General features: G+C 63.3%; 15 protein-coding genes. 8 read left to right on the top strand and 7 right to left on the bottom strand.

All coding sequences use genetic code 11. From position 1 onward, the window contains the following. Positions 1-7: 7 nt before the first annotated feature. The 5 genes from V7R84_RS06520 to V7R84_RS06500 all read right to left on the bottom strand — a co-directional run bounded on the left by V7R84_RS06520 (position 8) and on the right by V7R84_RS06500 (position 6,779). The gene (locus V7R84_RS06520) at positions 8-1,312 is read right to left on the bottom strand and encodes a haloacid dehalogenase-like hydrolase (RefSeq protein WP_338573295.1); all 1,305 of its coding nucleotides are present in this window, start codon (positions 1,310-1,312) and stop codon (positions 8-10) included. 158 nt (positions 1,313-1,470) lie between these two features. Beyond that, positions 1,471-2,145, bottom strand: coding sequence for a fructose-6-phosphate aldolase (locus V7R84_RS06515; RefSeq protein ID WP_338573294.1), 675 nt, complete (start codon positions 2,143-2,145; stop codon positions 1,471-1,473). A 69-nt stretch (positions 2,146-2,214) separates the two neighbouring features. Beyond that, positions 2,215-4,194, bottom strand: coding sequence for a glycosyl hydrolase (locus tag V7R84_RS06510; protein ID WP_338573292.1), 1,980 nt, complete (start codon positions 4,192-4,194; stop codon positions 2,215-2,217). After that, positions 4,191-4,931, bottom strand: a complete 741-nt coding sequence (locus V7R84_RS06505) for an HlyD family efflux transporter periplasmic adaptor subunit (RefSeq protein WP_338573289.1) — start codon at positions 4,929-4,931, stop codon at positions 4,191-4,193. Before V7R84_RS06505 ends, V7R84_RS06510 begins: the two co-directional genes overlap by 4 nt. Positions 4,932-4,934: 3 nt before the next feature. Next, on the bottom strand, positions 4,935-6,779 hold the full coding sequence (locus tag V7R84_RS06500) for a glycosyltransferase family 2 protein (protein ID WP_338573286.1): 1,845 nt from the start codon (positions 6,777-6,779) through the stop codon (positions 4,935-4,937). 676 nt (positions 6,780-7,455) lie between these two features. On the opposite strand from V7R84_RS06500, the gene V7R84_RS06495 reads away from it, so the two are divergent. The 7 genes from V7R84_RS06495 (at position 7,456) to V7R84_RS06465 (ending at position 17,544) form a co-directional block, all read left to right on the top strand. Then, positions 7,456-8,208 (top strand): DeoR/GlpR family DNA-binding transcription regulator, encoded by a 753-nt coding sequence (locus V7R84_RS06495; RefSeq protein WP_338573283.1) that lies wholly within the window; start codon positions 7,456-7,458, stop codon positions 8,206-8,208. 10 nt (positions 8,209-8,218) lie between these two features. Continuing rightward, a complete protein-coding gene (locus tag V7R84_RS06490; protein ID WP_338573281.1) occupies positions 8,219-9,580 on the top strand; it encodes a dihydrolipoamide acetyltransferase family protein in 1,362 nt (453 codons plus the stop codon). 11 nt (positions 9,581-9,591) lie between these two features. Beyond that, positions 9,592-10,959: a dihydrolipoyl dehydrogenase gene (lpdA, locus tag V7R84_RS06485; RefSeq protein ID WP_338573279.1), complete on the top strand. Its 1,368-nt coding sequence runs from the start codon at positions 9,592-9,594 to the stop codon at positions 10,957-10,959. Positions 10,960-10,986: 27 nt separating this feature from the next. Next, positions 10,987-13,446, top strand: coding sequence for a thiamine pyrophosphate-dependent enzyme (locus tag V7R84_RS06480; RefSeq protein ID WP_338573277.1), 2,460 nt, complete (start codon positions 10,987-10,989; stop codon positions 13,444-13,446). Between the two features lie 140 nt (positions 13,447-13,586). Beyond that, on the top strand, positions 13,587-14,891 hold the full coding sequence (locus V7R84_RS06475; protein WP_338573275.1) for a PHP domain-containing protein: 1,305 nt from the start codon (positions 13,587-13,589) through the stop codon (positions 14,889-14,891). A gap of 22 nt (positions 14,892-14,913) precedes the next feature. Next, entirely contained in the window at positions 14,914-15,918 is a 1,005-nt protein-coding gene (locus V7R84_RS06470) for an SDR family NAD(P)-dependent oxidoreductase (RefSeq protein WP_338573273.1), read from the top strand. A gap of 24 nt (positions 15,919-15,942) precedes the next feature. Then, entirely contained in the window at positions 15,943-17,544 is a 1,602-nt protein-coding gene (locus V7R84_RS06465) for an alcohol dehydrogenase catalytic domain-containing protein (protein ID WP_338573271.1), read from the top strand. Positions 17,545-17,742: 198 nt separating this feature from the next. Here V7R84_RS06465 and V7R84_RS06460 read toward each other — a convergent pair whose 3' ends face one another. Beyond that, on the bottom strand, positions 17,743-17,985 hold the full coding sequence (locus V7R84_RS06460; RefSeq protein WP_338573270.1) for an ArsR family transcriptional regulator: 243 nt from the start codon (positions 17,983-17,985) through the stop codon (positions 17,743-17,745). A 328-nt stretch (positions 17,986-18,313) separates the two neighbouring features. Next, positions 18,314-22,411 carry an NACHT domain-containing protein gene (locus V7R84_RS06455; RefSeq protein ID WP_338573269.1) on the bottom strand — a complete coding sequence of 1,366 codons (4,098 nt, stop codon included), beginning with the start codon at positions 22,409-22,411 and terminating at the stop codon, positions 18,314-18,316. A gap of 38 nt (positions 22,412-22,449) precedes the next feature. On the opposite strand from V7R84_RS06455, the gene V7R84_RS06450 reads away from it, so the two are divergent. Then, the gene (locus V7R84_RS06450; protein ID WP_338573266.1) at positions 22,450-23,769 is read left to right on the top strand and encodes an ATP-binding protein; all 1,320 of its coding nucleotides are present in this window, start codon (positions 22,450-22,452) and stop codon (positions 23,767-23,769) included. Position 23,770 lies beyond the last annotated feature (1 nt).

Raw genomic sequence — 23,770 nt, 5'->3', positions numbered from 1 at the left:
CCACGATTCAACCGCCAAAAACCGTGTCCTGCTGGTCCTCGATCAGGTTGCCCGAGATGTCCTTCAGCGGTCCGGTTCCGCCGTCGGGAAGGATCTCGCCGTTGGTGGAACATGGATAGGGGTCGGTTTTCTGGCCCTTCGGTTCGATGAACATCGGGTTGATCAGCCACTTGCCGTCCTCGTTGTCGTAGGCGTTGCACATCAGCTCGGTCTTGTTCCGGTTGATAACCAGGCGCAGCGTGGTGGCGTCGATCAGAAACGAGACGTCGGTGTCGGAGTCCCCGGCGCTGAAGGCCTGGCGCTGCGACTCCGGGGCGGGTTTGAAGGCATCGGGGCCGGTGATGCCGAGGACGTCCTGGTTCACCCGGCAGCGTTTCCCCTCGATGTAGGGCATGCTCGCTTCGTCGCCGCCGCAGGGCATCAGGGACGCGGTGATCCGGTCGCCATCATGGGCCATCGCCACGCCCATCACCTTGTTGTCGGTCAACCCCAGGGGTTCGGCCCACACCCGGGCAACAGGTTCGGCGGAAGCCGAGATGATCCTCACGTCGAAACCATTCTCCTTCAGCGTTTTGATCAGATCAGTGATCTGGTCGTAGTACCGAACCCAGCCCGTCACATCCTTGGACCCGACCCTCTGGGTGGTTCCCTCCTCGGCAGCCATGTTCTGTTTCCGGGCCTGGGACGCGAACCCGGCGATCTCCTCGTCGGTGTACCCGGCTTGCAGCTGGGCGGCGAAGGCGTATTGGGGTTCGATGCGTCTGGCGTTGAAGCCTTCGAAGGCCTTCTCCCCGCGCGTGGTGGTGCCCTCGGAATAGGCGGAGAGAATCGCGTCCGCACAGGCCGTTCCTGCCTCGGAACCGGTGGGCAGGGGCTGACCGGGTTCGGCAAGCGAACCGCAGGACGACGTCAGGTCCTCCACCGCTGCTGGTGTCAGGAAAGAACTGACCTGTGTCCAGTCGGAGGGTTGCAGAATCTTGCTGTTGGCCAGCAGCCAGAAGGTGGTGGCGTCACCTATGTCGTTTCTGACCACGGTGTTGTCCCAGTCAAACAGCGCGAGCGGGGCCCCATTCACCACGTCCCCATCACCGGTGCACGTCCCGATCTCCTTGATCATGGCATCCAGTCGTTCACGGTTGTCGCCATACCATCCCTGGGTCACGGTCAAGGCCCCGCAGGTGGCGCTCACCGACTGATCCGGGGCGCTGGCTGATTGCGTTGCTGCATTCTGCGCCGATCCTCCGCACGCTGACAGCGCCATCGCCGAGACGGCAAGTGCCGTCACCACCGACAACAAGAACTTCGAGCTCATCTCAGACTTCCTTCGTCCATGCGCACCGAAACTCAGCCGGCGCGCGTCCCTCACCATCCCCTCTCAGGACGGACCCGGACACGCTACCAACACGAGGGCGGTGTTTCCGGGGAAACGGAAAACCAGGGGGATTCCTCGTCGGGGCGGTCGTGACGATCTCAGTCGGGCAGCGATCGGGTGCCGTAGACCTTCTCCCAGTCGTCTATGAAGGTGTCGACTGCGGCCTCGATTCCCGGCGCCGACAGGGCGACGCGCAGCAACTTCGGTGACAGCGTCACAGCATCGGCGCCCGCTTCGAGAGCGTGGGAGACCTGGGAGACATTTTTGAAGCTCGCCGCCATGATCTTGCTGGGGGCGTCGAACCGACGGATGAAACCGGCGAGGGCCTCCAGGGTGCCGCGGGTGTCGATGTCGAGCGACTGCATCCGGTTGTAGTAGGGCGCCAGATAGTCGACCCCGGTCGCGATTGCCAGGAATCCCTGGGTCTTGGAGTAGATCGCGGTAGCGGTCACCCTGACCCCCTCGGCCTTCAGATGTCGCATGGCAGCGATGCCGGCCTCCGTGGTGGGGATCTTGGGGTAGACCTTGTCGTCAATCCTGTCCAGCAGTTTGTGGGCGTCATCGATCATGCCGCGGGTGTCCTTCGCGAGAACCTGGACATGCAGGGTGCGGTCGGGGCCGATGATCTCGCGGATCCGGCGGAAGTGCTCGTAGAAGTCAACCCTGCCCTCGGCCTTGAGGATCGTGGGGTTGGTGGTCACACCGGTGACGGGGTAGATCGGGGTGAGCCGCTCGATGTCGTCGAGATTGGCCGTGTCGAACAGGATGTCCATGGCGCACACCCTAACGCCGGCCCGTCACCGCTGCATCCACTGTTCAGCAGCGCTGTGTGACCACACCTCTCACTCCTTCAGGGCATACAGCCAGGCCAGCAGAAGGGAGCGAGAGAATCCGTCGTCAATGGGAACCGTCTCTGCCAGGTCGATCGCCTGTTTCCGGGCATCCGGTCCGGATAGGGCCCAGTAGGCCAGCAACAGGTCCCCGTAGGTGCGGTTGAAGGTGTCGGCGGTCAAAGCCTCGTCGACGTTGGTCGCCACCCTGGTGCGGTCCACCCCGAGATAGGTTGAGGCTGGGGTCACGGGGAGAACCTGGATGGCAAGACCGGCTTCCGGATCAGCGGAGAACCATGTGGCGAAATCACGCTTGCCGCCAAAGTTCAAGGGCAGGTAGCTGTGGTCGAGCGGTGCGTAGAGTGGATCGTCGACGTTGAAGTTCAACCAGTATTTCAAGGCAGCATCGGCCTCGCTGGACTGCATCCAGGTGGCCTGGTCGGCCAAGGCCTGATCGCCGCTGGTTTCTGCCCAGAGGCGAAGTCCCATCCAGGCCGCAACGGCTTCACTGGTGGATTCCTGGTTGTTGGCGTCGGCGAACGGTGAGGTGCCGGAGGCCCATGAGTGGGAGGCGTAGACGTCGTAGACGCGCATGGCGGGGAAATTCTCCGAGCCCATCGGGCGGGCGATGTCAGAGGCCAGAAGGGTTGCGACCGGTGACAACTCTGGGAGCAGGCTCGGGTCGTCCATGGCGACGAGGGCCGCCGCGTGCAGGAAGTAGCCGTAGTGGAAGTGGTGGTCGTTGAACTCGTCGCTGCCGAAGGTGGACACCAGGCCGACCATGCCGTGATTTGTCTGGTCGTAGAAGAAACAACGGTCGGCCTTCGAATCAGCGCATCCCGCCGGGTTCAGCCACGTCTTCAGCTCGGGCACCAGCCGGTTGCGGACCGTTGCCGCCAGGTCATCGCGCCCCAGCGTTTTCGCCAGGTGCATGAGCTGGGCATCCCGGGCCATTGCCTTCCCGGCGAAGTAGGTGTCGGCGGGATAGGCCGGAAGGCCCTGCACGTCCGCCTCGAGGTGTGTGATGAGTTTCGTGCGGGCGGTTTCGTCCAGGCCGCCCAGGTCGTAGGTCGCCGGCGCCGGCTGTTTCGGGGTGTTCCAGGTCACCGACGACGTCAGGCACAGCTGGAGTGTGCCGTAGACGCTCTTGTAGGTTCCCAGCTGGCAATCCTGGGCGGCGTCCGCAGTTTGATGGGGCATGGCGGACACCAGGGTGGGGGCCCCATCGGCGGTGTGCCATCCGATGGTTGTGGAGACCTTGTCATCGCTGACCTGCCACGACGCCTCGGACGACGTCACGGGGTGGATCTTGTCGAGCAGGTCCGCCTTCGACATCCCGTCGGGGACGGCGACCCACGTCGCTGCCTGTCCCTCGGCGAGCTGCAGCTGGGAGGCCCCGGAACCGGGGTCGGGGGTCAGGGCGAAGTGGTCGGGCAGCGGGGAGGTTTCCAGGGTCACCGACCTCGATGCGGTGAAGGTGATCTGGGGGGAACCCTGGGCCAGCGTGACACGGCCCACGGGCCCAGATGCGTCCCGCGCCTCCGCGACGACGGTGACCGTGTCGTAGGCCACCACCTGCCAGCCCTCAACACCCGGCAGGGTTACGGAGACCTCGGGCCGGTGGCCACCGAACAGGGTTTTTTCAGTGGATTTCACCTCCGGCAGCCCGAAATCGAACCCGGTGGCCTTCAGCTGGAAACTCAGCGGTAGGGGATACACCGGCAGGGATTCGGGGCCGAAGACCATCCCGGAGAACCATCGGTTGGTGGGTGGCACGAGATCTTCAGCGAGTCGGGCGGGGTCGAGATCCTTGCCCTGGCGCTGATCCACTGCATCCAGGGCGGTGGCCTCGCCGGACATCTCACTCGTCGGTTTGCCCGTCGGTGTCGGTGTCGGAGGCTTGGGTGAAGGCTCGCCCAAGCATCTGCTGATCAGCAGGATGATCGCGATCAGGCAGATCAGGGCCAGGAGATACTTGAGGTAGCGTTTCACCGCAGACCGATCTTCACGAGGAACTCCCGCAACGTCTGTGTGGGGCCGGCCAGAATCCCGTCGTCGCGCAGGCTCATGACTGCGGTGACGGGTGTGTTGCGGCGGGTGAGCAGCGTGAGATCCTCCTCCTGGAGTCTGTCGCTGGAGACCGTAACCTCGGTGATGGTCTTCTTCGTCTCCTCATCAGTGCCGATGTTGACGCCCATGACCTGCCCCTCCACGCGCTGGCCGTCCGGCAGGTGAATGGCAACCGGAGCGTCGTGTTCAATTCGCCCGTAGTCGGAGGGATTGAGCTGGAACGTCGCCACCACGGTCTTGTTCGTGCTGGCGACGATCTCCGCCAAGCGCTCGTTGCTGTTGACATAACTGCCCTTGACTGCCGTGAAATTGTCCAGGTAGCCGTCGACGGTGGCCTTGAAGGTGACGGTCCCGGAGTCTATTTCCACTGTGTAGGCATCGGTGCTGGTGGGATTTATCCCGAGCTTTATCATGTCGTTCAGGTTGCTGTTGATGGTGAAGAGTTTTTCGCCAGTCGACACGGAATCACCGGGATTCTTGTAATGCTCCTTGACCACACCGGAGTACGGGGAGGCTATCACCGTGCGAGGGGCCTCGACGCGGGCCGCGATGCTGGTCACCTGGTTTTGTCGTTGGTTGAACAGCAAGGTCAGAACGCCGAGGACGAGGATGACCAGGACGATACCGAGGAAGAGTTTGAGACGATTCAGGAAGGACACGGGTCAGCCCTTTCGGTTGGGAAGTTCGGGGTTCTCGGCAAGGGCGCCCTTGGCTACCTGGGCGTCCAGAATGGCTTCTGCATCCAAGGCCTCGGGGTGCTTGGCCTCCGAAACCAGCTGCTTGTCAGGACCGAGGGGGCCGGATGGTGCCAGCTCGCGCTTGGGTTGGGTGTCATCCAGATTTTGCTCCCGCTTCCTCTGCCGGTTCTCCAAGAAGGCCGTCACGACGAAAGCGCCAAGGAAGAAGGTGTTCAAAAGACACCAGAACGTGGCGATGTTGACGTGTCCCATGGAGTAGTCCCGATAGATCGAGACGATGGAGGTTCCAAGCATGAAAACGAATGCCCAGACCTGCACCATCATGAAGTTGAAGGCCGATGCCTTGCCGCCGGTCGCGCCGGTTACCGACCACTTCGTGTCCACTTTGAGCAAGGCGTTGAAGAAAGCCTTGATGTAAATCGGGAAAGAGTTCGCTGCCAGCAGGAGGACCTCCCAGCGGAAGGTACCTGCGATCACCGCCGCCAGCAATATCTGCATGCCATAGAAGCCGGGGTAGAACAGGGCCCATTCGTACCATTTGACTGCCAGCGTCACGGGGCGTAGATCGAAGAAAACCTCCAGGATCGGGACCAGCATGAGAAGGCCTGGGGCTATACCCGTGAAATAGAAGGTGCATGTCGCGAAGTACATGATTCGCTGGTCCATGCGGAGACGCCGACGTGGGCTGAGGGGGTTGTGCGTGAACAGGATCTCGAACCCGCCGGTGGCCCACCGGAGCTGCTGTTTGCTGTAGGACTCGATGGTGTCGGGGGTGTCGCCGATGGCGAGTTCCTTGGGCTGGAAGATCGAGCGCCAGCCTCTCTCGTGCATGAGGATGGAGGTCCAGATGTCCTCAGACTTGGACTGGGTGTAGATCCCGCCGATGTCCTTGACCGCGACGCGGCGGAACAACACGTTGGTGCCAACGCAGAAAGCGGCGTTGAACTCGTTGCGGCCCGGCTGGATGAAGCGGTAAAAGACCATTTGGATGAAGCCCGCGCCACGGGAGACGATGTTGTTGAGGTTGCCGTAGACCTGAGGGGTCTGCACGAAGGCCACGTTCGAGTCCTCCATGAATGGGACCGTCTCGTAGAGAAAATCGGGTTTGGCGACGAAATCGGCATCAAAAATGACGAAGAACTCAGCTTTGGCGACGGACAGCGCGTTGTTGATGTTGCCCGCCTTCGCGCCGGAGCTGCCTAGGCGACGCACGTAGCGGCAGCCAAGGCTCTTGGCCAAGTCGCGTACCTCGTCGGAATCTCCATCGTCCAGAATCCACGTGATGTGGCGGCCGTGCATAGCCATGGCTGCCCGGGCGGTGGTCTCGATGACATCCAGTGGTTCGCCGTAGACCGTGATGAGCACATCCACGTCGACCTGGCGATCATTCAGGTACATGGGCCACTTCGTGGGGTCGGCGGTGATCCTCATGCGGGCGTTGAGCTGCGGGTTGAACAGCTTGGCCTGGGCAGTTTGGAATCTGTAGCTGGGTTGGCGGCCATAGCCCGAGAGCATCGTCCACAGGGCCATGGAAGCCTGGAAAATGAGAATCAGCTCGCATGTCATGACGATGAGCCAAGGAATGAGATCACCCCTGAAAGCGGGGGTGAGGATGAAAGCCGTATAGGCGAACACACCAATCGAGGCGAGCAGGGCCACCAGGAGCAGGGTCGGGGAGTAGCGACCCGAGGTCGAGGCTCGACGCTCCTCAGGAGCGAGGTCGTCGACAAGTGCTAGTTCGGTGTTGGCATTGACAGTTGATAAATCAACTTTTGATCGGCGGCGCCGGGGACGGCGTGGCGAGGACACAGAGCCTCCTGGTGAAGTTGTTGTTTGATATCGCCTTGGGAAACTTCGGGTTGTGAGGGGTGGGTGTAGTTAACTTTTGCCGGTCGCGAGCATACCTCATGCGCCCCGGATCTTGTGTATTGGAGGAGGGTGTCTGAAGGATTGAGGGGCTTTCGGGTTTACATTGCGGTTTTGTCATCCTCTCGGTTATTCAGCGTGCCGGGTGTATGGGCTGGGGTGAGTGTTTCTCGCGCGTGCTGCAGACCGTTTCTTCAGGCGTGAGGCTTGTTCGCGATCGGGTATCGCTCGGTAAACCCATAGTCAGAGGATGCTTGAAGGGGCGGTGAATTAACTTTCGTGCATGTAACTTATTGTGAGGCGCTTTCTCCTCGCGTGTAGTGGAGCAGTCGAATCACCGAGCGTTTAGAGGGTGTCCTGAGTGTTTTTCCCTGCGTGCAGTGCTGCTTTCCTGAGGATGGGTGGATTCGGGTGGGGTTGAGGGTTTTCCTTCGCGTGCGGTGAGGCTTTATTGATTCGCGGCGAGCGGGGGTGGGTTCCGATGTTCGTCGTTGTCGGGAGGTGTGTGGGGGTGGACAAGGGTGTAGGCGATCTGCGTTACTGCTTCTTGACGGCTAGAAACGATCGGGTATCGTAGGTCTTGCGAAAGGGTTTCGTAAGTAAACGGAAGGGTCTAGCGATGGCGGTGGAACGCACAGAACGCGAGAGCGCGATCCTCGCAAAGCTGGCCGACGATGGTCGGCTGAGCGTCTCCGGCCTGGCCAGCGACTTCGGGGTCTCCGAGGTGACCATTCGCGGCCATCTGCGCACCCTTGAACAACAGGGCATGCTGGTGCGCACCCGTGGCGGGGCGCGGCCCATCACTCTTCAAGGAATCCTGCAGCGGCAGCAGGTCAACGTGGAGGCCAAGGAGAAGATCGCACAGGCCGCGGCAGAGCTGATCAGCGACGACGACACCGTCATGATCGAGGCCGGCACCACTGCGGCGTTGATCGCCCGGCACCTGACCAACAGGCGAGGGGTGCAGATCGTCACCAACTCGACGCTGGTGTTCAACAATGCTCGCGCCAATCCTGCGTTGAACATCATCCTCGCGGGTGGGGTGTTCCGACCGGAGTCGGAATCCCTCGTCGGCCCCCTCGCGGAGCGCGCTATTGCCGATTTCAATACCCGAATCGCCTTCCTCGGCACCGACGGTTTCTCTCCGGAACGCGGGTTGACGACGCGTTTCGTCGAGGGCGCTCAGGTGGCCACCACCATGCGGGAGCGTGCCGAACAGACCTGGCTGGTGGCCGATTCCAGCAAGTTCGGGCAGGCGGGGTTCGTCTCCTTCCTACCGCTGGATGCCATCACGGGCATCATCACCGACTCCGGTCTCCCCGACGATGCCGTGGAGGCCCTCAAGGAACACACCAACGTTCGCATCGTCTAGGAGAAACCAAATGGCAACCGTCATAGTCATGCCGGCCCTCGGGAACAGCGTCGAGTCCTGTCTCATCGTGTCCTGGCTGGTCAAGGAGGGCGACACCATTGCCGAGAACGGCATCCTCTGTGAGGTGGAGACCGACAAAGCCTCCATGGAGGTGCCCAGCACCGCGTCCGGAACCGTACTGAAGCTGCTGTGGGCCGAGGGCGACGATGTCCCCGTCATGCAGCCCCTCCTCGTGGTCGGGGAACCCGGTGAGGATCCCGCTCCCGTGCTCGCGGAGGTGGATTTCGGCGCCGCGCAGGAGGAGACCCCCGAACACACCGCCGTCGCGGGCGCCGAGCCCGCGGTGCAGGCGTCCACCAGCACTTCCGTGGCCGGTGATGGCCGCGGTTCCAGTCCGCGTGCCCGTAACCTGGCCGCCGCAGAGGGCATCGACATCGCGACCGTTCCCGCGGGCACCGGCCCCGGAGGTCGCGTGATCGCACGCGACGTTGCCGCCGTCGCCGAGACCACCACCAGGGCGGCGGCCCGGGCCGGAGCGGTCGCGGGTGAGGGCACCGGGCTTGGCGGCCGCGTCAGCCAGGCCGACCTCGCCGCCCCCGCCGCACCGGCAGGGGGGACCCACGAGCCGACACCGGCCCCCGGGGCGGTCGTGGGAGCCGACCCGGACTTCCCCGGACCCAGCACAAGCACCCCGCTGAAGGGTATCCGCAAGGTGATCTCCGAGCGGATGATGCACTCCCTGGCCAGCTCCGCGCAGCTCACCTACACCACTACCGCGCGGGCCCAGGGTCTCCTCGACATGCGCAAGAAGCTGAAGAACTCCGACCCGGCGCTCGGCCTGAACAAGGTGACCATCGGCGACCTCGTCGGATTCGCAGCCGTCAGGACCGCCGCCAAGCACCCCGCCCACAACGCCCACCTCGAGGACGGCGTGCTGACCACCTTCGAGCGGGTCCACCTCGGTTTTGCCTGCGACACCCCGCGCGGCCTCCTCGTCCCGACGGTGCGCAACGCCTCGCAGCTCAGCCTCGGCCAATTCTCCGCGATCTGCAAGGACCTCGCCACGCAGGCCATCGAGGGCAGCATCAGCCCCGACCTGCTGGGCGGGGCCACCTTCACCGTCTCCAATCTGGGTGGTTTCGGCATCGAACACTTCACCCCGCTGCTGAACGTGCCCCAGACCGCGATCCTCGGCGTCGACGCCATCTTCCCGCGCGCCTACGCGGATGAGAAGGGCAAGGTCCGCGTCGAGCAGCGCATCGGGTTGTCGCTGACCGCCGACCACCGGGTCATCGACGGCGCCGACGCGGCCCGTTTCCTGCAGGACCTCGTGGCCTTCCTCGAGAACATCGAACTGGCCGCCCTGAGCTGAGAGGACGAACAATGACCGACCATGACGTCATCGTGCTGGGCGGCGGCCCCGGCGGCTACATCGCCGCCGAGCGGCTCGGCCACGCGGGGAAGAAGGTGCTCCTCGTCGAGGCCGCCTCGTTGGGCGGCACCTGCCTGAACGTGGGGTGCATCCCCACCAAAACCCTTCTCGGGGCTGCCAAGACCTACGACCACGCCCGTCACGGAGCCCAGTTCGGGGTGAAGATCGACGGCGCCCATGTCGACTGGTCCGCCCTGCAGAAATGGAAGGACAAGGTGGTCTCCACCCTCGTTGGCGGGGTCGCCGCCACCGAGAAGAAGGCCGGGGTCACCGTCGTGCACGGCCACGGCACCTTCGACGGCCCCGGGAAGGTCACCGTCGACGGCACCACCCACACCGCCACCCACGTGATCCTCGCCACCGGATCGGTGCCCGTGATGCCTCCCATCCCCGGCGCCAAGGACAACCCGTTGGTCATCGACTCCACCGGCGCCCTCTCGTTGCCGGAGATTCCGGAACGCCTGGCCGTGATCGGCGGCGGCGTCATCGGGGTGGAGTTCGCCTCGCTGTACTCCATGCTCGGAACGCAGGTCACCGTCATCGAGATGCTGCCCGAGATCGTCCCCTTCGCCGACGACGACGTGGCCGCGCAGCTCCGCAAGGCCCTGAAGGACGTCACCTTCAAACTTGGCTGCCGGGTCACATCCATCGACGGTGGAAAGGTGAACTGGACCACCGCCGACGGCGCCGAGGAGAGCGTCGAGGCCGACTACGTGTTGATGGCCGTCGGGCGCAGGCCCGCAGTCGACGGCTGGGGTGCAGAGAACACCGGCCTGGAGTACTCCGGTCGCGGAGTGGTCGTTGATGACCGGATGCGCACCAACCTGCCGAACGTGTGGGCGATCGGGGACGTCACTGGTCGCAGCCTGCTGGCCCACGCCGCCTACCGCATGGGCGAGGTGGCCGCCGCCAACATCCTCGACCCCGAGGCCCACCGCCGCGGCGAGGTGATGCGCTGGCACACCGTCCCGTGGGCTGTCTACACCGCCCCCGAGTGCGCCGGCATCGGACTCACCGAGACCGCGGCCAGGAAGGCGGGCCGCGACGTTATCACCGCGAGCGTCCCCGGCTACATGTCCGGTCGGTTCGTGGCCGAGAACGGTCTCCAGGCCCCGGGACTGGCCAAACTCATCCTCGACGCCGAGACCCGCCAGGTGCTGGGCATTCATGTGCTGGGCAGCTATGCGGCCGAGATGATCTGGGGCGCCTCCGCCGTGCTGGAAACCGAACTGGACCTCACCGACCTGCGTCAGCTCGTCTTCCCCCATCCCACAGTCAGTGAACTGATCCGCGAGGCCGCCTGGGCGGCCAAGGCCTGATCGACAAGGAAAAGAGACAACAAAACTATGACCCGCTCACTCATCGTCGATCCGACGAACGTGCGTGCCAAGGGCGTCATCACGGCGCCCGAGATCCCCGTCAACGCCTACGAACCCAACTTCAAGGCGGAACTGAAACGCTACGGCAAGCAGGGGCTCATCGACATCCTGCACGACATGATCGCCGTGCGCTCTTTCGAGACCATGCTCAATTCCATCAAGACCACCGGCGCCTGGAACGGTGTGGAGTACAACCACCGCGGCCCCGCGCACCTCAGCATCGGACAGGAATCCGCCGTGGTGGGGCAGGCCTCGCAGCTCGGGGCCGATGACTTCGTCTTCGGATCCCACCGCAGCCACGGCGAGATCCTCGCCAAGTGTTTCTCCGCCTCCCGCAAACTCGATGCCGCGGACCTGGAACGCATCATGAAGGAATTCCTGGACGGCGAGACCCTCTCCTTCGCCGAGCAGGTCTCCGCCGACGACCTGGCCGATGTCGCTGAGAACTTCATCCTCTACGGTGCCGTTGCCGAAACGTTCGCCCGCAAGGCCGGTTTCAACCGCGGCCTCGGCGGTTCCATGCACGCCTTCTTCACCCCGTTCGGTTCCATGCCGAACAACGCCATCGTCGGCGGCTCCGCGGACATCGCCACCGGAGCGGCGCTGTTCAAGCGCATCAATCGCCGGGCAGGCATCGTGATCGCGAACATCGGTGACGCATCCATGGGCTGCGGCCCCGTCTGGGAATCCATGATGCTGGCCGCCATGGACCAGTACCGCACCCTGTGGAAGGACGGTGTGGAGGGCAATCCGCCGATCTGGTTCAACTTCTTCAACAACTTCTACGGCATGGGTGGGCAGACCTCCGGCGAAACCATGGGCTACGACATCCTGGCGCGCGTCGGTATGGGCGTGAACCCGGAGGCCATGCACGCCGAACGTGTCGACGGCCTCAACCCGCTCGCCGTCGCCGACGCCGTCGCCCGGAAACGTGAACTCCTCGACGCGGGTCGCGGACCGGTGCTCACCGACACCATCACCTACCGCTTCTCCGGGCACTCCCCGTCGGACGCATCCTCCTACCGCACCCGTGAGGAGGTGGAGCTGTGGGAGAAGCACGACGGCCTCAAGAACTACGCCGCCTACCTGATCAAGAACAAGGTGCTCACCCAGGCCGACGTGGACGCCATTCAGCAGAGGTTCGACGAGCGCCTCACCAAGGTGATCGCCCTGGCGACCCGCGATGAGGACCTCAGCCCGCGCGTGCACATGGACTTCATCGACACGGTGATGTACAGCAACGGCACCAAGGAGAAGCTGTCGGAAGAGGAACCGCAGCTGCTCACCCCGCTAGCCGAGAACCCGCGCGTCAAGGCGCTGAAGAACAAGATCCGTACCGCCCGCGACGAAAACGGCAAACCGGTCTCCAAGAACAAGGCCTTCGCCTACCGCGATGCGATCTTCGAGGCCGTGGCGCACCGCTTCGCCACCGACCCGACGCTCGCTGCGTGGGGTGAGGAGAACCGCGACTGGGGTGGCGCGTTTGCCGTCTATCGTGGCCTGACGGAGCTGCTGCCCTACCATCGCCTGTTCAACTCGCCCATCTCGGAGGCCGCGATCGTCGGCGCCGGTGTCGGCTACGCCCTCTCCGGCGGTCGTGCGCTGGTGGAACTGATGTACTGCGACTTCCTGGGCCGTGCGGGTGACGAGATCTTCAACCAGGCCGCGAAATGGCAGGCGATGTCCGCGGGTCTGCTGGAGATGCCGCTGGTGATCCGCGTCAGCGTCGGCAACAAGTACGGTGCCCAGCACTCCCAGGACTGGTCGGCGCTGTGTGCACACATGCCCGGTTTGAAGGTCTACTACCCGGCCACCCCCTACGACGCTAAGGGCATGATGAATCTGGCGCTGCGCGGCACCGACCCGGTGGTGTTCTTCGAGTCCCAGCTGCTCTACGACAAGGCCGAGGAGTTCCAGCCCGGTGGTGTCCCGGAGGGCTACTACGAGGTTCCGGAAGGGGAACCGGTGGTTTGCCGCGAGGGCTCGGACCTGACCATCGCCACCCTCGGCGCCACCTTGTACCGGGCCCTCGAGGCCGCCGACATCCTGCAGTCGAAGTACGGGCTGTCGGCTGAGGTCATCGATCTGCGGTTCGTCGCCCCGCTGAACCTCGATCCGGTGGTCGAGTCGGTGAAGAAAACCGGTCGGCTGCTGCTCAGCTCCGATGCGGTGGAGCGTGGCTCCTTCCTGCAGGACGTCGCGGCCAAGGTGCAGAGCATCGCGTTCGATCACCTCGATGCGCCCGTCACGGTGGTGGGGTCGCGCAACGCTATCACCCCGGCGGCGGAGCTGGAGAAGGAGTTCTTCCCGCAGCCCGAGTGGCTGGTTGACGCGGTTCACGAGCGGATCTTGCCGTTGCCGGGTCACGTGACCATCAGCAACCAGACCACCGCCGAACTGGCCCGCCGCACCCGCGAAGGGCTCTGACCCCACCTTTCGACGTTGGTTGAGCCGGTGTTCGCGGGTCGGCTCAACCAGCGTCGAGAAAGGCAGAACCGGCTCGACGAGTTCTGGGGAAGCGATGGGGAAGAGGGGAAGCGATGGGGAAGAGGAGGAACAGGAAACTCATGAATCAGATCAATGACCCGGGGATCTCGCCTGAGGAACGGCTGGCGGCGTTGCGGGTGGTCGCCAACCAGGAGTCCTTCCCCGACTGGGTGGTGGAATCCAACAACCACATCCACACCTGCTATTCCTTCAGCCCCTACACCCCCTCCGGTGCGGCCCTGGGCGCCAGGCGCGCCGGGTTGCGTGTGGTCGGTTCCGTCGATCACGACTCCATCGCTGCCGCCGCCGAGATGACTGAGGCCACCCGCATCCTCGGAATGGGCAGCGTGACGGGGTTCGAGTGTCGCGCTTTCTTCGACCCCGGCGGCCCCTTCGCCACCAGGAAACTCAACAACCCCGACTCCGCGGGGATCGCCTACATGACCGTGCAGGCAGTCCCCGCCCCGGCCAGGGCGGAGGTGGATGCGTGGCTCGCCCCGCGGCGCGCAGCGCGGCTGGAACGCACCCTCGCGATGGCGGAAGCCGCGAACTCCATCCTCACCGGCCTCGGCCTGGCGCCCTTCGACTCGCAGGCCGACATGGTGGCCCGCTCCCAGTACGCCACCGGTGGCGGCATCACCGAACGCCACCTCTTGGCGGCCATGGCCGATGCCCTCATTGACGGTTTCGGTCGCGGTGAAGCCCTGGTCGCGGGGCTACAGGGCATGGGCATCGACGTCCCCGCGAAACTCGCCGGCGTCCTGGGCGATGCCGACAACCCGCACCTGACCTACGACCTGTTGGGCGTGCTGAAATCCGAATACCTGGCCAGCATCTACATCCAACCCACCGCCGACGAATGCCCGACCGCCGAGGAGGTGGTGGCCCTCGCCGACTCCGTCGGGGCGATCGCCACCTACGCCTACCTCGGTGATGTCTCCGCCTCGCCGACCGGCGACAAGAAGGCCGAGAAGTTCGAAGACGACTACCTCGACGAACTGTTCGACGCCATGGCCGACCGCGGACTGCGGGCCGTCACCTACATGCCACCCCGCAACACACCCCAGCAGCTGCGCCGCATCCACGACCTCGCCACCCGCCACGGCATGTACGAGATCTCCGGGGTGGACATCAACCAGCCCCGGCAGTCGTTCACTTGTCCCGAGTTGCGGGATCCCGGGTTCGCGGCACTCAACGAGGCCACCTGGGCGCTCGTCGCCCACGAGGCCCTGACCTCCGTCGACCCGTCGCTGCACATCCTCGGCGAGGGCCGGCCACGACCAGAGCGGCTCGCCGCCCGCATCGCCGCGTTCGCCCCCCTCGGCCGCGCCCTGGCAGACGGTGCCGACGCCACCGAACTCGCCGCCACCGCCCCCAGACTGTGAAACCTGAAACCGGGAGACCATCATGAGCAATGCCCCGAAGGTGAGGGGAGCGTTCCTCACCGCCCTGAACCGCCCCGTCCTGGTGCGCCCCAGCGACGCCGAGGCCACCATCGTCCTCGACGAGACCACCATCCCCGCCGACGTCTCACTGCCCGTGGTGGTACGGCTGGAGGAGGAGACCTACGAGGTCACCGCCACCCCGCGCGGTGAACGCGAGATCAGCGGTCGCGTCGCCCTGGTCACCGGCGGCGCGCAGGGTTTCGGCGCGGAAATCGCCAAGGGCCTTGTCGACCAGGGGTGTTTCGTTTTCATCGCCGACCTCAACGGCGACGGGGCCGCCGCCAAGTGTGCGGAGCTCGGAGCGGACCTCACCCACCCCATCACAGTGAACGTCGCCGACGAGGAATCCGTCGCCGCGATGGTCGCCGAGGTGGAGCGGGTCGCGGGCGGGCTCGATCTGGTGATCTCCAACGCCGGGGTCGTGCGCGCCGGATCTGTGCTGGAACAGGATGCCTCCGCTTTCAGGCTTTCTACTGACATCAACTACGTCGCGTTCTTCCTCGTCACCAAACACCTGGGCGGTCTTCTGGTGCGCCAGCACGAGGCCGCGCCCGGGTGGCTCACCGACATCATCCAGATTAATTCGAAATCCGGGCTTGTCGGCTCCAACAAGAACGCCGCCTACGCCGGCTCCAAGTTTGGTGGCATCGGTCTGGTGCAGTCGTTTGCGCTGGAACTTGTCGAACACGGAATCAAGGTCAACGCCGTGTGCCCCGGGAACTTCTATGACGGCCCGCTGTGGTCCGACCCTGACCGGGGATTGTTTGTGCAGTACCTCAAATCCGGGAAGGTACCCGGTGCGACAACGATCGAGGACGTGCGGGCGTTCTACGAGGCCAAGGTGCCGATGCGCCGCGGCACCACCGGCATCGACGTGCTGCGCGCCATCTACTACATCGTCGAACAGGCCTATGAAACTGGCCAGGCCGTGCCTGTCACGGGCGGCCAGGTCATGCTCAGCGCCTGAACCCGAGAAACCGAAGGAAGAAACATGAGTGACATTCCCGCCACCCAGCACGCCATTCAGATCGTCGGGGTCGACGAGTTCGTGCTCAACCCCGCCAAACCGGTCGACGAGGTGGGGCCCCACCAGATGCTGCTCAAGGTGGAGGCGTGCGGCATCTGTTTCAGCGACACCAAACTGCTGCACGCCTTCGATTCCCATCCGCGCAAGGCGGAGGTGATTTCGGGGATCGCTCCCGAGGCCCTCGCCGAGATCCCGGGTTACCGTCCGGGCGGGCAGGCGACGGTGCCCGGTCATGAACCGGTGGGTCGCATCATCGCTGTCGGGGAACGGGTGACGCACTTCACGGTGGGGGACCGGGTGCTGGTGCAGGCCGACTGGAAGCACCTGCGCACGCCGAAATCGAATGGTGCCTTCGGCTACAACTTCGAGGGTGCGTTGCAGGAGTACGTCGTCATCGACGAACGCTGCGTGGTCTCGCCGTCGGGTGAGGAGTTCCTGATCCACGTCACTGACGGGCCGTCGGCGGCCGCCGTCGGGCTGATCGAGCCGTGGGCCACCGTGGAGGGTTCTTACGCCTGGGCGGAGCGCAATCACGTCGCCGACGGTGGTCGGCTGCTGGTGGTCGGCGACGGTGACCTCGGCGCCCTCACCTCGCAGCACCAACCAGCGGAGACGGTGCTGGCCGATCCGGAGGAGGTCGCGGGGCTGGGCGGGGAGACCTTCGACGACATCGTCTGTTTCTGCTCCGATGCCGAGGTGATCGAGGCCTGCGCGAAGCTGCTCGGCACGCGCGGCGTGCTGTGCGTCGTGCTGGGCGGCGGACGGATCGACCGCACGGTGAGCCTGGACATCGGTCGCGTGCACTACGACTTCATCCGGTTCTGCGGCACCACCGGCGACGATCCCGCCGACGGCTACGCCTGGATTCCCGCGACGGGTGAGCTGCGCACCGGCGACAAGGTGGCGATCATTGGGGCCGCCGGTCCGATGGGGCAGATGCACACCATGCGGGCCGTCACCTCCGGGGTGCCGGGCGTCACCGTCACGGGCACCGACGTGAGCGACGAACGCCTGGAGCATCTGCGCGGGGTCGTGGGGCCAGTGGCCGAGGCCAGGGAGGTGCCGCTGAAGATCGTCAACACCAGCGCCGCCCCACTGAAACCCGGCTACACCCACCTGTCCTGCATGGTGCCGGTGCCGGCGCTGGTCTCGCAGGCCGTCGATCTAGCCGGTGAGGGTGCGATCGTCAACGCCTTCGCGGGCATCCCCGCGGGCACCTTCGGTGACTTCGACCTCCAGGGCATCATCGAGCGCCGCGTGTTCATGCTGGGCACCTCCGGTTCGGACGTCTCGGACATGCGCACGGTGCTGCGAAAGATCGAGGACGGTGTGATCGACACCACCATCTCCCTCGACGCCATCACCGGCATGGCGGGCTTCGCCGACGCCATCGGTTCAGTCATCAACCGCACCTCGGGAGGAAAGATCATGGTCTTCCCGTCGCTGCACGACCTCGGCCTGATCCGCCTGGCCGAGCTGGAGACCAGGCTCCCGCACGTCGCGGCGAAGCTGAAGAATGGCCGCTGGACGAAGGAGGCTGAGGAGGCTCTGCTGGCGGGGGAGTGATCCCGTCAACGATCGCTGGTCGTGGATAGTCGGTTTTTACGACCAGCGATTCCTCGTCTCCACTGTGGTGCTGGGACGTCGCCCCGGTAGCGATGATGTTCACGTGGTTCTCGAGGATGAAGGTGGGTGGCCCTCACACACCACTTCCCTGAGATGAACGTCTGGAAAACGGAGCCTGGCCAACCGATTCCTGACCATCTACTGCGTTTGTAGGGACACGATGAGGTCCTCGATGGTGGCCAGGTTGGCGCGAGACGAGCAGTCACGCGGTTTTGTGATCGTGAGGCGACCGGAGAGCATGGAGTTGGCGATGCCCAAGTCCTCGGCGATCTGGCCGGCGCAGGCGTAGCCCTTGTCCTTGAGGTAGGTGAGAATCTCGGACCGGGTCGCATGTGACAGTGTCGCGTGGGTTCCATGAGATCCTTCGGCATTTCGGGCCATAGCGAAATACGGCTCTCGGGTGGTGTTTGCGACTAATTCAGACCGAGGTGAATGCCGATTCAGGCGAGTTGGAGCGTATGGGGTTGTAGGGAGTCGTGAAGCGACGTGTCATCGGTGTGTTCGCCTGCTTCGATGGTCGGCGTCACCGGTCCTCCAGGGCAATCCGCTGAAATCGTTGTGTGTATGTGAGTGCCTGTACGGACGGCGCTTACATGCCGTGGGTCCGCGACGCGACGAGGCTAGGGGCGGTGTGCGTTGTAAGGATTCAGCCTGCCCGATCAATGGCGGATGTTATCAGTGATAGTCGGCGCTCGTGGGTACGTCGCGATCATGTGCCTTCAATGCCGAGCGCCGCAAGCCAATTGTGCACCGGGCAGAGCTGACGCAGAAGACCCACTAAGTGGTAAAGGACCCTTGAGTCAGCGTGGGGGAGTGTTGTGGTGATGGTGTGGAGGGCTTGTGTTCGTTCTGTGTCGGTTGGGTCTAGTTTCAACAGCGTGTCGATTAGATACTTGACCTTCTCCGGGTTGGTTTCGATTGTTAGTGCTGTGGTGATGGTGTGGAGGGCTTGTGTTCGTTCTGTGTTGGTTGGGTTCAGTTTCAGCAGTGCGTCGATTAGGTCGTTGATCCCCCATGGGCTGGTGTTGGGGATTTTTGTGGTGATGGTGTGGAGGGCTTGTGTTCGTTCTGTGTTGGTTGGGTTCAGTTTCAGCAGTGCGTCGATTAGGTCGTTGATCTCCCATGGGCTGGTGTTGGGGATTTTTGTGGTGATGGTGTGGAGGGCTTGTGTTCGTTCTGTGTTGGTTGGGTTCAGTTTCAGCAGCGTGTTGATTAGATTGTTGACCCCCCTTGGCGTGGTTTTGGGGAGTTGGAGTGCTGTGGTGATGGTGTGGAGGGCTTGTGTTCGTTCTGTTTTGGTTGGGTCTAGTTTCAGCAGCGTGTTGATTAGATTGTTGACCCCCCTTGGGGTGGTTTTGGGGAGTTGGAGTGCTGTGGTGATGGTGTGGAGGGCTTGTTTTCGTTCTGTTTTGGTTGGGTCTAGTTTCAGCAGTGCGTTGATTAGATTGTTGACCCCCCACGGGGTGGTTTCGAGTGCTAGTGCTGTGGTGATGGCGTGGCGGGCTTGTGTTCGTTCTGTATTGGTTGGGTCTAGTTTCAGCAGTGCGTTGATTAGATTGTTGACCCCCCACGGGTTGGTTTCGAGTGCTAGTGCTGTGGTGATGGTGTGGAGGGCTTGTGTTCGTTCTGTTTTGGTTGGGTTCAGTTTCAAGAATGCTTCGATTAGGTAGTTGAGTTCCCTTGGGGTGGTTTCGAGTGCTAGTGCTGTGGTGATGGTGTGGAGGGCTTGTGTTCGTTCTGTGTTGGTTGTGTTCAGTTTCAGCAGTGCGTCGATTAGGTAGTTGATCCCCCATGGGTTGGTGTTGGGGATTTTTGTGGTGATGGTGTGGCGGGCTTGTGTTCGTTCTGTTTCGGTTGGGTTCAGTTTCAGCAGTGCGTCGATTAGGTAGTTGATCCCCCATGGGTTGGTGTTGGGGATTTTTGTGGTGATGGTGTGGAGGGCTTGTTTTCGTTCTGTTTTGGTTGGGTTCAGTTTCAGCAGCGTGTTGATTAGATTGTTGACCCCCCACGGGTTGGTTTCGAGTGCTAGTGCTGTGGTGATGGCGTGGCGGGCTTGTGTTCGTTCTGTATTGGTTGGGTCTAGTTTCAGCAGTGCGTTGATTAGATTGTTGACCCCCCACGGGTTGGTTTCGAGTGCTAGTGCTGTGGTGATGGCGTGGCGGGCTTGTGTTCGTTCTGTATCGGTTGGGTTCAGTTTCAGCAGTGCGTTGATTAGATACTTGACCTTCTCCGGGTTGGTTTCGATTGTTAGTGCTGTGGTGATGGTGTGGCGGGCTTGTGTTCGTTCTGTATCGGTTGGGTCTAGTTTCAGCAGTGCGTCGATTAGGTCGTTGATCCCCCATGGGCTGGTGTTGGGGATTTTTGTGGTGATGGTGTGGCGGGCTTGTGTTCGTTCTGTTTCGGTTGGGTTCAGTTTCAAGAATGCTTCGATTAGGTAGTTGAGTTCCCTTGGGTTGGTTTCGATTGTTAGTGCTGTGGTGATGGTGTGGCGGGCTTGTGTTTGTTCTGTTTCGGTTGGTTCCAGTTCCAAGAGCATGTGGACTCGGCAGGGAATCCTGTTCGGGTTAGTGTTGGGTAGTGCTGCGATGATCGCCTCCGTGCGGTTGGGGTTACCCCAGTGAGCGGAACTGGTGATCAGGTCGAGGTGGTAGGACGCGAACCTGTTTCTCAGGGTTCGAACCCGGGCTCGGTTTGCCTTGTTCCAGTCTTCCGGATCGGTCTGGGCGGCCACTTCCAGCACGAGTTCTTTGAGACGACCGTTGACTACTTTCTGGGCTGGGGTTGGGCTATCCGAGTGGTAGGCCCAGAGTAGATCAACCAGCTTGCTGCGCCTTCTATGGGCGGCGACGGTCATGGGTAGGGTGACTCGCCACTCCGGGTCGAACCAGATGTGGGGCAGCAGCGCTTTTGCCGCCTTGGTGGCTGAGAAAGTGGCTATGTGTTCGGACACTAGGTACTCCCACAGGGTGCGGTGCAGGAACCGGCGCTTGACCCATTCGTGGTCGTAGAAGCTGGAGCGGGAGTGCTCCTGTTTGGGTGCGACATTGTCAAGGGCACGCTCCACAGCTGTCGACACGTTGGGCGTGGTGCGGTTCGTCGTGATCGTCTCGGGCCAAACACCCAGCCCCGCGGGAGTGACCGCGTCCTTGACGGCCTCCCAGGCCCACTGCTGCAGGATTGCGCGGCATGCGTCCGTGTTGACGTGCTCCGCCGCCGTCGCCCAGCCTCCGGCCAGCAGCAGGTCGATGATGGTTCGGTAGAGTTCCCGGCGGCGTCTCGGCAACTCCTGATTCGGTTCCTGCTCGGTCAGCATGCAGTAGAAAGTCAGCAGCAGCGGGCTGGTCGCGGTGGTGCGGAGTTCATGTCGTTCTTCGAGTTGCCGGATCAGATGCTGGGCCGTTGGCGGGTTCTTTGTAAACCAGGCCTTGATGTAGCCGTGGACATCCTTGGGATAGCGCAGCTCGGTGAGGGTACCGACCCGGGTGTCTTGCGTTGCACGCAGGCCTGCGGCCGCGCTGTGCCACGCCTCGGGCCGCGACGTCACCACCAACCGCCGACCCGGCGTACTTGTCAAGGAGTTGAGCAACGTCCTGGCGCTGTTAACCGAGACGCCTTCGTCCAGGGAGTCCGCCACCGCCAACACCCGCGCCCCCGGGCTTAGGACCAGCCGGCGAATCTTCTCCCGCGATTCATGTGGAAGCGCCGCCTCGACCAGCCCCTCGAAGCCGGTTTCGTGCCGTTTGATCCACTCGGCCACCGTGGTGAACAAGGGAAGCTCGACCGACGCGGGATCCACCCGTGGGTCCCGGAGCTGCTCCAGCGCCGTCTCGGCGGCCTCACGCGCGATGCGCCGAGCGAGCCACGTTTTACCTGAGCCCGGGCCGCCCAGCACCGTCAACAGCCAGACCCCTTCCAAGGCCTTTGCCGGGGACATGGTTTTGTGCTCGTCCTCGATCTCCAGCGTCCGCTCCAGCTGCGACGGTCGCCGATCCTGGGTCCACTCCCGGCCTTGAGTCCACGGCGAGTAATCCCAGTCCCGAATCTGGTTTTTCAAGTATTCGCTCAGTTCATGTCTGTTCGCTACTCCCAGCAGGTCCTCGCGCAACTGGTCGATGCTGCCGCGTATCTCGTTCCGAGACGCCTGGATCGCCGCGAGAACCACACCGCCCTCGGCCTTGAGCTTCGGGCACAGTGCGTTATAGGTGATGTGCACGGCACGCTCTGCGACGCCGTACTCGGGGTCCGTTCCCCAATGCTTATCCCTCGCCTTGGCCTGCGTGAGCACGGCCTCGGCTGCTCGCCTGGGGTCGAAATCCGCGTCGGCGATCAATTCGTGCTGGCATCCGGCTGCCTGAACGTACTCGATCGCCCACCCCAGCCCGCGGTCCACGACGTCGGGGTCGAGGCGTTCGCCCTCGGCCCAAGCGCTGATCGCTTCCCGGACCTGTTTCCGCAGCTCCCGTTCCTCAGACGTTCGACCCCGGGCGTTCCGGAGGAGCTTCACCAGCTCGCCGGCGGCGCTCACCCCAATCGCTCCGAGGGGTTCGCTCAGTGCGCTGACCGCGACGGCTGCCAGCGCGTCCACCAACTCGGCCTGCTTCGCCATCGCCATGAGCTCCGCCCTCCACCGAGCACCCGTGTAGAACCGGTACCAGTATCCCGCCCGACCCGGATACCACGCCAGAGGAGCTTCCCCACTGGCGATACGGCTGGCCATCCATGTCCTGGCTACTGCTTCGGTTGTCTTCTTTGTCGCATCTCCGGACAGCTCCCCGGAACTGATCCGTCCAGGCAAGTTGTCGATCATGATCGACAAACCAGGACTGGAGGTGTGTTTTGTCGACTATGATCGACAACGAGAGGACGGTGGTTGCTGTGGAACGGATCGTTGATCGTCCCCGCTACCTGGAACGGATCCGGCCTTTCGTGGATGTTCCGGTCATGAAGATCCTGACCGGGGTGCGGCGCTGCGGAAAGTCGACGCTGCTGGACATGCTGGCCGACGAGGTGGTTGCGAAGAACCCCGGGGCCTCGATGGTCCGGCTCAATCTCGAATCCAGCGAGGGACTGAGCATTCGCACCGCGCAGGCGCTCATGGAGCATCTGGCTGCGTGCCTGCCCGACAAGCGGGCCCGCGCCTACGTGTTCCTGGACGAGGTGCAGCAGGTTCCGGGATGGGAAGACGTGGTCAATGCGCTGCGGGTCGACTGGAACTGCGACCTTTACCTCACCGGATCCAACTCGACGATGCTCGCGAGCGAACTGAGTTCCCACCTCGCGGGCCGGTTCGTCGAGTTCCCGATCCGTCCCCTGTCCTTCAGGGAGTTCGTCGAGCTGCACCGCCCACACGGCGTCTCCAGCGCCGAAACCCGGGAACTCTTCGAGCACTACCTCGTCCTGGGCGGATTCCCACTCCTGAAATACTTCGACCTCGATTCCCAGGCCTCGGTGCAATACCTCGACAGCCTGCTCGACACCGTGGTGGTCAGGGACGTGCTGGAGCATTTCGCGATCCGCGACGTCGACATGTTCCGCCGCATCCTGCGCTACTGCGTGGGCAACGTGGGGCGCACCTTCTCGGCGCAGTCAGTGAGCAGGTATCTCAAAAGCGAAGGGCGTGCGGTCAGCGTCGATACCGTCCTCAACTACCTGCAGCACTGTGCCGAGGCATACCTGGTGGACAAGGTGCCGCGATTCGATGTCGTCGGGAAACAGACGCTTCGAGCGGACGAGAAGTACTACGTGGTGGATCAGGGGCTTCGGACCGCTCTCGGATTCGACAATCGTGCGGACATCGAACTGACGCTGGAAAACATCGTGTACCAGGAACTTCGCTCACGAGGCTGCACGGTTCATGTGGGATGGCGCGGCTCCAGGGAGGTCGATTTCATCGCCCAGCGTGGCACGGCGACACGCTACATCCAGGTCAGCTACCTTCTCGCCGACGAGGCGACAGTAGAACGCGAATTCGGGGTCCTGGAATCAATCCCGGACAACCACCCCAAGACCGTGGTCAGCATGGACCCCGTCTCCCGCAGCCGCAACGGCATCGAGCACGTGAACATCGTGGATTTCCTGATGGAGGACCCGCTGGCCGATACGGCGGCGCGTTCCGCTTTGCCCGCGAGCAGGCCTCGGAGCTGGCGCAAAGACACAACCGGCTGAG

Source organism: Arachnia propionica, assembly GCF_037055325.1.
In the GTDB taxonomy this organism is placed as follows: Bacteria; Actinomycetota; Actinomycetes; order Propionibacteriales; family Propionibacteriaceae; genus Arachnia.
Note: the sequence above shows the minus strand (reverse complement) of the source record. Positions and strands in the feature narration are given on the sequence as shown.